Below are 11742 nucleotides of genomic sequence, written 5' to 3' on the forward strand. Positions count from 1 at the left end.
GGGGAATGCGATGTTGAGGGTGCTGCTGTTTCTGATCGTGCTCGTCGGCGCGGCGCTCGCCGCTGCCGCCTTCGTCCCGCTCAAGACCGTGATCGACCTCGCCCATCTGGGCAAGATCGGCTTCACTACGGCAGGCACCGAAGGCACGGCGTGGGAAGGCCGCATCTACGACGCGCAACTCGGCAAGATTGCGCTGGGCGATATCGAGACGCACGCCGTTCCCGCCGAACTGCTGAAAGGCCGCCTGCGCATCGACATGACCGGCACCAATCCGGGCACGCAACTGAGCGGCGGCTTCAGCATCGGTTGGGGCGGGATCGGGATCGACGCGCTGAACCTGACCGCCAGCGTTCCCGGCGAAGGGCCGGTGCCGGGCGGCACCCTGTTCGTCGAAAATCTGACCGCGCGTTTCCCCGGCACGCATTGCGGCACCGCCGACGGCAGCACGCGCGCTTATATCCCGTCGCCGCTCGCCGGCGTCGTGCCCGCCGGATCGATGCAGGGGCCGGCCCTGTGCCGCGACGGCGCGCTGACCTTCGATCTCGCCAGCGACACCGGCGAGGCGACACAGGAGATCGCGATCAACGCGACCGGCGGATATCGCCTGCGCACCGTGATCAAGCCGCGCAACGCGCTCATCGCCGCCGGCCTGTCGCGCAAGGGCTTCACGCCCGGCCCCGACGGCTATGTCTATCAAACAGAGCGCCGCCTTTAGGTAAATCCTCCCCCGGAGGGGGAGGTGGCAGTCCGTAGGACTGACGGAGGGGTATTGGCCGGTGGCGAACCGCCCAGCCTCGAATACCCCTCCACCGGCTACGCCGGTCCCCCTCCCCCTCCGGGGGAGGATTTTGCTTGGGGCGCCATTGGCCCTATAGCGCGCAGATGCTTCGTCGCTTTCTCCTGCTCCTCGCCCTGCTCCTTGCGCCGTTGCGCGTGGAGGCGGCGGGGAACCACCTGACCGCCACGCTCCTTGCCGAGAGCGCGACGCCGAAGCCTGGCAGCCGCATCACGCTGGCGCTCTCGATGACGCCGGAGAAGGACTGGCACGGTTATTGGGAAAATCCCGGCGATGCGGGCGTGCCCACCGTCGTCGAATGGAGCCTGCCCGAAGGCGCGAAGACCGATGGTCTGCGCTATCCGGTGCCGCAGCGGCTGATCGTCCTCGGCCTGATGAATTACGTCTATGAGGCGCCTTATGCGCTGCTGACGACGCTGGACGTGCCCACGAACCTGAAGCCCGGTCAGCGCTTCACCGTCGCGGGCGACGCCAACTGGCTGGTCTGTTCGGCATCGACCTGCGTGCCCGAAAAGGGGCGTATCTCGGTCGATCTGGTCGCGGGCGACGGCGCGGTCGATCCGGCGACGCGCGCGAAGTTCGATCGCTGGCGCGCGGCGATGCCGATGCCGCTGTCGCAGCCGGCGAGCTTCGAAAAGAAGGGCGACCGCATCCGCATCGCCATCCCCTATCCGGCCGCGCAGCCGGTGGCCGATCCCTATTTCTACCCCGCGACCGACGGCGTGATCGATTATGCCGCGCCCCAATCGATCAGCCGTAATGGCGACCAGTTGATCGTCGAGGCGAAGGCCAAGGAAGACGGCTCCGACGTCGCCGGCCTGTCGGGCGTGATCGCGACCGGCGAGGGGCGCGGGTTGACGGTTCAGGCGGGCAAGGGCGCGGTGCCCGCCGCCGGGGTCGCGATCGGCGCAAGCGGCGACGGCAAGGGTTTTGACCTGCGCACCTTCCTGCTCGCGCTGGGCGGCGCGTTGCTCGGGGGGCTGCTGCTCAACATCATGCCGTGCGTCTTCCCGATCCTGAGTTTGAAGGCGCTCAGCCTCGCGCGGGCGGGGGGCAGTGAGGCGCGGGTCGAAGCCTTATCCTACGCGGCCGGGGTGATCCTGAGCTGCATCGCGCTGGGCGGAGTGATCCTCGCGCTGCGTGCGGGCGGATCGATGGTCGGCTGGGCCTTTCAGTTGCAGGATCCGCGCGTGATTGCGGGGCTGCTCCTGCTGATGACCGCGATCAGCCTGAACATGGCCGGTTTGTTCGAACTGCGCACGATCGGCGTCGGCGACAGCCTGACTCACGGCAAGGGCGCGATGCCCGCTTTCTGGACCGGGGTGCTCGCCGCTCTGGTCGCGACGCCGTGCACCGGGCCGTTCATGGCGGGTGCGCTGGGCGCGGCTCTGGTGCTGCCGACGGTGGCGGCGATTGCGGTGTTCGGCGGGCTGGGCCTCGGCCTCGCTCTGCCCTTCGTCGCGATCGGCTTCGTCCCCGCGCTGCGCCGCAAGCTGCCCAAGCCGGGGCCGTGGATGGAGACGTTGCGCCACATCCTCGCTGTGCCGATGTTCGCGACCGCGCTGGGCCTCGCGTGGATTTTGGGGCGGCAGGCGGGTGTCGATGGCATGGCGCTCGGCATTAGCGCGGCGCTGCTGCTCGGCCTCGCTCTGTGGTGGGCGGGCGCGCGGCAGGCCAAGGCGCGCCGCTTCGCCTTCGCGCCGTTGCTGCCTGCACTGGCGATCGCCGTCGCGGCGGCGCTGCTGGTGCCGAAGGGCGGGGCGGTCGCATCGGTCGCGAAGGTTGAGGGTGAGGCGTTCGATGAGGCCAAGCTCGCGTCGCTCACGGCTGAGGGCAAGCCCGTCTTCCTCTATTTCACTGCCGACTGGTGCCTGACGTGCAAGGTCAACGAAAAGGCCGCGATCGACCGCGACGATGTCCGCGCGGCGTTCAAACAGGCGGGCGTGACGGTGATGGTCGGCGACTGGACCGACGGCAATCCGGCGATCGGCCGCTTCCTCGAGGCCAAGGGGCGCTCGGGCGTGCCGCTCTACCTCTTCTACCACCGCGACGGGCAGATCGAGACTTTGCCCCAGCTGCTGACGCCCGCGACGCTGATGGGATTGCGGGCCTAAAACTCACCGCTCGTGTCGAGCGGGAGTGGTTAGAACAGGTGTGAGCCGTCGCCGCCGATCGTAATCGCACGTTCCGCCACCACATCCTCCAGCGTCAGCGCGCGGTAGAGGTGCGGGAACAGCGCGCCGCCGCGTGACGCCTCCCACTTCACGTCGGTCGCGACGCGGGCTTCGTCGATCGTCAGCAGCATCAGCCCCTCGACGCCCTTGAAATGGGCGGCAAGGGTGCCGGCGACCTGATCCTCGGTCGACATGTGGATATAGCCGTCCTTGCGGTCGAGCGGGCTGCCCGCGAAGCTGCCGTCGCGGTGAAGCGCGGCATGATCGTCGGCGGTGAGGATGCGGTAGATCGTCATGCGGCGATCCTCTGCCGCAGCCCCAGCCAGCGCGCAACCGGGGGCAGGCGGCGGAACAACGCCCATTCGAGCAGCAGCACCGCGATCAGGCTCGCCCCGAACAGCGGGAACAGCCCGCCCAGCCCGGCGATCAGCGCGATCAACGGCGCGCGCATCGTCGGGCGGCTGAGCGGGATCGGCGCGCCCAGCAGCCCCACCGGGCGCCTGCGCCACCACAAGATCGCCCCCGATATGGCGAGCAGGCTCAGCCCCATCGTCGCGACCATGCTCAGCAACTGATTGGCGAGGCCGAACAACTGCCCTTCATGCGCGGCGATGCCATAGCCGACCGCCCGATCGACCCAGTGGCGCTCGGCAAAATCCTTGCGCGTCAGGATCTGGCCGGTGCCGCCGTCGATGCCCAGATCGGCGCGTTCGGGGCGATTGCCCGCGTCCGACTTGGCGGTCCACAGCGCGTCCGCCGTCTTGGGCGGCGCGATCAGAACCGGACCTGCGAGGTGCGCGCTCGCGGCGGCGGGGACGACGCGGTCGAGTTCGGCAAGGTTCACCTGCGCCGGTCCCGTCGCCATGCCGTGATGGCCTTCGTGGGTGCCGGTTGTCCAATCCTGCGGCCCGTCCGCCAGACCGGTAACGGCGCGCACCTCCTTGAAATAGCCGCCCCAGGCATTCGCCCAGGGCAGGCCGGTCAGGATCAGGAACAGCGCGAGCATGCTCACCCAAATCCCTGTGACGGCGTGGATATCGCGCCAGAAGGCGCGGCTGCCCAGATGCAGGCGCGGCCACAGCACGCCCGCCAGCCCGGCGCCCTTGCGCGGCCACCACAGATAGAGGCCGGTCAGGATCATCACGATCGCCCAGCAGGCGATCGTCTCGACGATCCAGCTGCCCGGATCGCCGATCATCAGTTCGCCGTGCAGGCGGAAGATCAGGCGCATCAGTCGATCCTCCTCGCCCACCGTCTTGAGGACTTCGAGGCTGGACGGGTTCACATAAACGCGCGTGTCGCCGACGACCACCTGCACCGCGTCTCCGGGCGCGGCGGGCAGTTGATATTTGGCAAAGCGCCCGCCCGGCACGGCGCTCACCGCCGCCTCGGCAATGCGCGAGGGCGGGGCGAGCGGGCCGGTTGCGATCCCCGCATAGGGCCGGTCGATCAGCGCCTCGATCTGCGGCTTCCACAGATAGATCGTGCCCGTGATCGACAACCACAGGACCAAGGGCACGCACAGCATCCCCGCATAGAAATGCCAGCGCCAGACCGCGTTGTACCAGCGGCTCACAGCGTCCAACCCGCTTCGATCGTGAAGGTGCGCTGCGGATAGGGGTGGAACACCCACGCTTTGTCGTTGGTCAGGTTGTTGACACCCGCCGACAGCCGCAGCCCGTCGCGCAGCCGCCAGTTGAGCCGCGCGTCGATCTGCATCAGTTCGGACGTGTAGCCATAAGTGTCGCCGCGCTGGAGGCCGTCGAGATCGGTGTTCGGCCGCGATGCGTAGCGGAAGCCCAATGCGCCCTGTAGCTTCGGCGTCAGATCGTACCGGATATTGCCATTGATCCGCCAGCGCGGGATGCGCGGGAACTGGACGCCTTCGGAGGACGGGCTGGCGCGGTTGCGGACGGTTTCGGCGTCGATCATCGCGGCATTGGCGTCGATGGCTATGCCCTCGATCGGCCAGTCCTTTGTCGCCGCGATCAACTCGACGCCCCATTGGCGGGTGACGTCGATATTCTTGAAATTCGAGGTCGAAACCCCGTTCTGGTTGAACCCGACATAGCTGAAGATCGCATTCTTCACCCGCTGGTAGAAGACGCTACCCGTCAGCGTCACCGGCCCCAGATGGCGGCGCAGCAGGAAGTTTGCGTCGCGGCTGCGTTCGGCCTTCAGGTTCGGATCGAAGCTGTTGACGTTGAACGATCCGTCGCCGTTGAGCGACCCCTGAAATAGTTCGCCGACCGTCGGGAAACGGGTGGCGGTCGCCAGGCTGAGTTCGGCCGCCCAGTCGGCGTCGATCGCCCAGCGTGCGGAGAGCTTGGGATCGACTGAGCTGTCCTTGCGCGGGGCATAGGTCTGCGTGACGATCTGCCCCGCCTGCGTGCCGGTGGTGGCGACGCTGCTCAGGCCCCCGCCAAAGGCGCGCCAGAAATCGGCGCGGATGCCGGGGGTGATCGTCACGCCACCGCCCAGATCCACCTCATCCTCGGCAAAGACGCCGATCAGCCGCGTCCGCCCGAAGGTCTGCGAGCGGAAGGTGCGGCCGGTCGCGGCGCGCCAGTTGGTCGTGCCGAACACGGTCTGTTCGGTGTCGTAGCGATTGGCGTTGAGGCCGAAGCCGATGTCGTGCGCGCCGACGTCGCGGGTGATCAGGATGTCGCCGGTATACCAGCCGGTCGGACCCTGCCGGGTCAATTGCCCCGCGCCATTTGCGACGCCGTTCGCATAGCCGTTCGAACGGCGCGTATCGGCCTGCGCGAACCGCAGCGTCGACAGGTTCGCCTTCACCGTGAAGCCCGCGACGGGCGCCTCGATCTTGAGACCGGCGAGCCACTGGTCGCGATCGGCGATCGACAGGTTGAAGGTCGACGCCGCCGGCAGGGTGTAGGTGGTGCCGTTCAGGCTCACCCGGCCCCCGTTCGCGGTCGATCCGTAAAAGGGATTGCCCGCGGCATCGCGCAGATAGGTGCGTGGGTTGAGCGTCTTTTCGCGGTTCCACCAATAGGTGCCGAGCAGTTCGACATGCATGTCGCCCCGATCGTAGCGGATCTGCCCGCGCACCTGATCCTGCCGCGTATCGCTGTTCGCATAGTCGCCCGCGACCGGGGTCTTGGTGATCAGATCGGGATCGACCACGCCGCCGGAAATCGGCGTTGCCGTTCCCGTCGTCACCGCGCCCAGCTGATAATATTGCTGCGGCTGCCCGGCGTTGAGCAGACGGCGGGCCGATACGCGCGCGGAAAAGGGGCCTTCGGCCTGTTTAACGCCGAAGCCGAACTCCGCCGCGCCACCGAACAAAGTGTCGCGGGTGGCATATTGGCGATAGGGCTGCATGAAGCCCTGCACCGTGCCGAACGCCTCGGTCTTTTCGGGTGCGCGGGTGGTGATGTTGACGATGCCGCCCATCGAATTGCCCGGATAGCGCGCCGAATAGGGGCCATAGACCACGTCGAACTGCGAAACCTCGGTCGGGCTCACAACGCCCCAGGCGGGCGGGAAGCCGAAGCTGTTGCCAAGGAAGTTGGAGACGGTGAACCCGTCGATCATCACCAGCGCGCGCGCGCTCTGCGTGCTGTGGGTGCCGCGGAAACCCGGCACCGCGTTGTTGTCGCCGATGAAGCGCGTGCGCACGAAGAAATCGGGCGCATATTTGATCAGATCCTCGACGTTGAAGGCGTTGACGCCCGCAAACTGCTTGTCGCCAAGGCTGACCGAAAGGCCGCGCGGCTCGACGGTGATGGCCTTGTCGGTCTGGCCGACGACCAGGATGGCACCGTCATCGGCGTCTGCGGCCTGCGCCATCTGCCATGCGGGCAGCAGCGCGATCGTCGCCAGCAGGCGACGCGTGAAGATAGACATGAAAACCCCTTTTGAATCGCTTGGAGAGATCAGGCGATCGAAGGCGGTCCTCGTGTCGGGGGCAGGATGGCGCGTCCGCGCGCGGGCACGGCGGTGACGGCAAGGCGCAGCCCGACGCCCAAGATGAACGCGATGGCGATCGCGATCAGGAAGGGATCGGTGAAGCCGAGCGTGGCGAGGCCCAGCCCGGTGAAGGCGCAGGGGCTGTCGGCCTTGGCACTGTCGTCCTGATGCATCGGATCGGTGGGCAGGGCGATATGCACCGTCTGCCCCTGTTCGCCGCCGCACAGCGTGACCGTGAAGCCGGTCGTGCTCGCGCTCGTCATATAGCCGGTCGGCACCAGAGCCCTTACGCCAAGCGCGAGCGCGACGATGATCGCCGCGAGAAGCGCGTGACGCCGGAAGAGGGCCCGGATGGCGTGCATGAGGCGGGCCTGTAGGCGGGCGGGCGGGCGAAGTCCATTGGACAACTTGTCCCACCGCGCTCCCCATCCTCCCCTACTCGTCATTGCGAGGAGCCGCAGGCGACGCGGCAATCCAGGCCCGCACTGGAGATAGGTCGCGAGCCTCTCCAGTGCGGGCCTGGATTGCTTCGCTACGCTCGCAATGACGAGGGGAGGGCGACGAATGGGGAGGCAGGGTAGCGAGCAGAGGGTGTTGGCCACCCCATCGCTTCCCCCTATACCCACCGCATCTTGGGGAGCCGTCGTCTATGTCCAGTCCTGCCCGTGTCCACCTGATCGCCGCCGCGCGGCCCAATTTCATGAAGGTGGCGCCGCTCTGGCACGCGCTGAAGGCGACGAGCGATTTTCAGCCGATCATCGTCCACACCGGGCAGCATTATGATGCGGCGATGTCCGACGACATTTTCGCGGATCTACGCCTGCCCGCGCCGGATCATCACCTCGGCATTGGTTCGGGTACCCATGCCGAACAGACTGGCCGCGTGATGATCGCCTATGAAAAGCTGGCGATGGAGGAGCGGCCCGACTGGCTGATCGTCGTCGGTGACGTGAACTCGACGGCGGCCTGCGCGATGGCGGCGGGCAAGCTGCGCATCCCGACGATCCACCTCGAAGCCGGCCTGCGCAGCCGCGACCGCGACATGCCCGAGGAGCTCAACCGCCTCGTCACAGACGTCCTGGCCGATGTGCTGTGGACCCCGTCGCCCGACGCCGACGAAAATCTGATCGCGGAGGGCATTCCCGCGAACAAGATCACCCGCGTCGGCAACATCATGATGGACAGCTACGAACTCGTCCGTCCGTCGATCGAGGCGGCGGACACCGCCGGGGCGCTGGGCTTTGCGAAGGGGGGCTATGGCGTCGTCACGCTCCACCGCCCGTCCAATGTCGACGTGCCCGAAAAGCTCGCCGAACTGGTCGACGCGCTGATCGCGGTGCAGGCGCATCTGCCCCTGATCTTCCCGGTTCACCCGCGCACCAGCCAGCGGCTGGGCGACGAGGGTCGCGCAAAGCTGGAGGCTGCGGGGATCAAGCTGATCGGCCCGCAGGCCTATATCGCCTTCATGAGCCTCGTGTCGGGCGCCGCTGCGGTCATCACCGATTCGGGCGGCATTCAGGAGGAAACGACCTATCTCGGCATCCCCTGCCTCACGCTGCGCGACAATACCGAGCGGCCGATCACGATCAGCGAAGGCACCGCCCGGCTGGTAAAGGCGCCGGCTCTCCTCGAACAGCTACTCGACGCGCTCGCCCAGCCCAAGAAGGACCGCAAGCGGCCCGACGCGTGGGACGGCAAGACCGCCCAGCGTTGCGTGGAGGATCTGCGCAAGCGGACGTTCGGCTAAATCCCTCTCCCTGCAGGGGAGAGGGGGGACCGCCGCAAAGCGGTGGTGGGTGAGGGCACGTCTCCACCCTCTCCAAGTTACGCTAGGCGGCGAGCCGCCAAGCTTCACTATCCTCTCCCCTCAAGGGAGAGGACTCGCGTGTCTCCTCAATCCCGCCTATCTCCCCTGAATGCCCAAGCGTCCTTCACCGGGTCTGCCGACCCGAGAGCAGATCCTCGACTTCATCCAGAAATCCCCCACGCCCGCCGGCAAGCGCGAGATTGCCAAGGCGTTCGGGCTGAGCGCGCAGGACAAGATCCTGCTCAAGGCTTTGCTCAAGGACATGGCCGACGAAGGCCTCATCGACAGCGCGCGTGGCCGCGCCTTCCACAAGATGGGGGGTATTCCCAAGGTCACGGTGATCCGAGTCACCGATGTGACCGATGAGGGGATCGCGCTGGGCGTGCCCGAGAGCTGGCATGGCGACGGCGCCCCGCCGCAGCTGCGCGTGCGGGAGATGCGCGGCAAGGGCGCGGCGCTGGGCGTCGGCGATCGGCTGCTGGTGCGCACCGAGGAGGCCGGGCGCGGTTGGGTCGCGCATCCGATGAAGCGGCTCGCCAAATCGTCCGAACAGATGCTGGGCATCCTTCACCGCGAGGGCGACCGGCTGTGGTTGCGCCCCGTCGACAAGCGCGAGCGGCGCGAGACGATCGTGTCCGATGCGGGCGATGCCGATGCGGGTGATCTGGTGCTGGCCGAAAAGGCGGGCCGCCCACCGCGCATCACCGCGCGTGTGGTCGAGCGGCTGGGCGATCCCTTCGCCCCGCGCAGCTTCAGCCTCGTCGCGATCCACAAGCTGGGCATCCCCGACATCTTCCCCGAAAGCGTGATCGAGGAGGCGAAGATCGTCCCCGGCCTCGACCTCGGCGACGGGCGCGAGGATCTGCGCGATGTGCCGATCGTCGCGATCGATCCGGTCGACGCGCGCGACCATGACGATGCGATCTGGGCGACGCCCGACAGCGATCCGGCCAATCCCGGCGGCTTCCAGGCGATCGTCGCGATCGCCGACGTCTCCTTCTACGTTCGCCCCGGCTCCGCGATCGATCGCGAGGCGAAGAAGCGCGGCAACAGCGTCTATTTCCCCGATCGCGTCGTGCCGATGCTGCCCGAGGAATTGTCGGCCGATATCTGCTCGCTCAAGCAGGATCAGGATCGCGCGGCGATGGTCTGCCACCTGACGATCACCGCGAGCGGCGCGATCAAGGCGTGGCGCTTCACCCGCGCGGTCGTCCGCATCGCCGCGAACATTCCCTATGAGGATGCGCAGGCGGCGATCGACGGGAAGATCGAACATCCGCTGACCGAGAGCGCGCTGAAACCGCTCTGGGCCTGCTGGAAGGCGCTCTATGCCGCGCGCGAGAAGCGCGAGCCGCTCGAACTCGATCTGCCCGAACGGCGCGTCGTGCTGGACGAGAAGGGGCGGATCATGTCGGTCGCGGCGCGCGAACGGCTCGATGCGCACAAGCTGGTCGAGGATTATATGATCGCGGCCAATGTCGCCGCCGCCAAGGCGCTGGAGGCGAAGAAGGCGCCGGTCATGTACCGCGACCATGAAAGCCCGAGCCGCGAGAAGCTGGTCGCGCTCAAGGACTATCTCGCCACCTTCGACATGGAATTCGCGCTGGGGCAGGTGGTGAAGCCGTCCACCTTCAATCACATCATCGCCAAGATCCCCGACGAGACGGTGAAGCCGCAGATCATGGAGCAGGTGCTGCGTTCACAGACGCAGGCATATTATGCGCCCACCAATACCGGCCATTTCGGCCTGGCTTTGGGCAGCTACGCGCATTTCACCTCGCCGATCCGCCGCTATTCTGACCTGATCGTGCACCGCTCGCTGGTCGGTGCTTATGGCCTCGAATGCGCGCCGCCGCGGCTCAAGGGTGGTGGCAAGGTCGACATTCCGGCATCGACCAAGCTGACCGGCGACGAGGCCGAGCGGATGACCGCGCTGGGCGAGTCGATCAGCCAGGCCGAACGGCGCGCGATGGAGGCCGAACGCGACACGATCGACCGTTACGTCGCCGCCTATCTCAGCCAGCATGTCGGCGAGCTGATGGACACGCGGATCACCGGGGTTCAGCCCTTCGGTTTCTTCGCGACGGTGGAGACGATCGGTGGCGATGGCCTCGTCCCCGTATCGACGCTCGGCACCGAATATTTCCGCTATGACGAGAAGTCGCAGTCGCTGGTCGGTGAGGAGAGCGGCGACACCTATTCGCCGGGCATGCGCCTGAAGCTGCGCCTTGCCGAAGCCAGCCCGATCACCGGCTCACTGCGCTTCGAGCTGGAGGAAGGTGGCGTCGCTGGCACCGCCCCCCGGCGTGGCGGCAAGGATCGCAAGCGCCTGCCGATGGGCCGGCGCGGACGACCCGGCAACATCCGCCATCAGGGGCGCCGCCGCTAAGCCTTCCGCTTCGCGTCGGCCGCCGCGAAAAACGCCATCTGGTCGGCATGCGCCTTCCGGAAGGCGGGGCGATCGGTGACGCGCGCGACATAGGCTTCCGTCGCCGGCCGATCGCCGAAGCCGCGGACCAGCGGGATGCGCAGCACGTCGGCCATCAGCAGATCGGCGACGGTGAAGCGATCGGCCACCAGCCATTCGCGCTCGCTCAACACGCGTTCGATATGGGCAAGCCGTTGCTCGACCCAGCCGGTCAGCGGGCTATCCTTCTGCCCGGTCATGTTCAGGAACCACCACGGCACGGTGGCCATCTCGATCGAATTGAGCGCGGCAATCACCCATTGCACCGTCTCGGCCTCATCGACCCGATCGGCGGGCATCAGGGCGTCATTGTCCCTGGCGAGATGGAGCAGGCACGCGCCGCTTTCGAACAGCTCGATCCCGCCATCGTCCAGATAAGGCACCTGCCCGAAGGGCTGGCGATCGAGATGGTTGGTCTCGCGATCCGCAAACGCGATCGTGCGGATCGTGTAGGGGCGGCCTGCCTCCTCGCACGCCCAGCGCAGCCGCAGGTCGCGCACGAAGCCGCGCGGGCCATCGGGCACCCAGTCCAGCGTCCAGATCGTCAGTTCGCTCATGCCGGTCTCCT

Annotated in this window: 9 protein-coding genes; 4 read left to right on the forward strand and 5 right to left on the reverse strand. The window is 67.3% G+C overall.

Going from position 1 to position 11742, the window contains the following annotated elements; all coding sequences use genetic code 11:
- Positions 1–10 precede the first annotated feature (10 nt).
- Together gspN and EOD43_RS08390 are read left to right on the forward strand one after the other, a co-directional pair.
- Positions 11–715, forward strand: a complete 705-nt coding sequence (gene gspN, locus EOD43_RS08385; RefSeq protein WP_164857166.1) for a type II secretion system protein N — start codon at positions 11–13, stop codon at positions 713–715.
- A 167-nt stretch (positions 716–882) separates the two neighbouring features.
- Positions 883–2910 carry a protein-disulfide reductase DsbD family protein gene (locus EOD43_RS08390; protein WP_127742904.1) on the forward strand — a complete coding sequence of 676 codons (2028 nt, stop codon included), beginning with the start codon at positions 883–885 and terminating at the stop codon, positions 2908–2910.
- Between the two features lie 29 nt (positions 2911–2939).
- Here EOD43_RS08390 and EOD43_RS08395 read toward each other — a convergent pair whose 3' ends face one another.
- Genes EOD43_RS08395 through EOD43_RS08410 form a run of 4 tightly spaced genes read right to left on the reverse strand, consistent with a single transcriptional unit; the run spans position 2940 to position 7262 of the window.
- Positions 2940–3266 (reverse strand): DUF952 domain-containing protein, encoded by a 327-nt coding sequence (locus EOD43_RS08395; RefSeq protein ID WP_127742906.1) that lies wholly within the window; start codon positions 3264–3266, stop codon positions 2940–2942.
- The gene (locus tag EOD43_RS08400; RefSeq protein WP_240653121.1) at positions 3263–4546 is read right to left on the reverse strand and encodes a PepSY-associated TM helix domain-containing protein; all 1284 of its coding nucleotides are present in this window, start codon (positions 4544–4546) and stop codon (positions 3263–3265) included. Before EOD43_RS08400 ends, EOD43_RS08395 begins: the two co-directional genes overlap by 4 nt.
- Positions 4543–6837: a TonB-dependent receptor gene (locus EOD43_RS08405; protein WP_127742908.1), complete on the reverse strand. Its 2295-nt coding sequence runs from the start codon at positions 6835–6837 to the stop codon at positions 4543–4545. The genes EOD43_RS08400 and EOD43_RS08405 overlap by 4 nt, the downstream gene beginning before the upstream one ends.
- A gap of 29 nt (positions 6838–6866) precedes the next feature.
- The gene (locus EOD43_RS08410) at positions 6867–7262 is read right to left on the reverse strand and encodes a hypothetical protein (protein ID WP_127742910.1); all 396 of its coding nucleotides are present in this window, start codon (positions 7260–7262) and stop codon (positions 6867–6869) included.
- Positions 7263–7549: 287 nt separating this feature from the next.
- On the opposite strand from EOD43_RS08410, the gene wecB reads away from it, so the two are divergent.
- Both wecB and EOD43_RS08420 read left to right on the forward strand, forming a co-directional pair.
- On the forward strand, positions 7550–8647 hold the full coding sequence (gene wecB / locus EOD43_RS08415; RefSeq protein WP_127742912.1) for a non-hydrolyzing UDP-N-acetylglucosamine 2-epimerase: 1098 nt from the start codon (positions 7550–7552) through the stop codon (positions 8645–8647).
- Between the two features lie 169 nt (positions 8648–8816).
- Entirely contained in the window at positions 8817–11096 is a 2280-nt protein-coding gene (locus tag EOD43_RS08420; protein WP_127742914.1) for a ribonuclease R family protein, read from the forward strand.
- Here EOD43_RS08420 and EOD43_RS08425 read toward each other — a convergent pair.
- Positions 11093–11731 (reverse strand): glutathione S-transferase family protein, encoded by a 639-nt coding sequence (locus EOD43_RS08425; protein ID WP_127742916.1) that lies wholly within the window; start codon positions 11729–11731, stop codon positions 11093–11095. The two genes, EOD43_RS08420 and EOD43_RS08425, sit on opposite strands and share 4 nt — an antisense overlap.
- Between the last annotated feature and the right edge of the window lie 11 nt (positions 11732–11742).

The organism is Sphingomonas crocodyli (genome assembly GCF_004005865.1).
Lineage (GTDB): Bacteria > Pseudomonadota > Alphaproteobacteria > Sphingomonadales > Sphingomonadaceae > Rhizorhabdus > Rhizorhabdus crocodyli.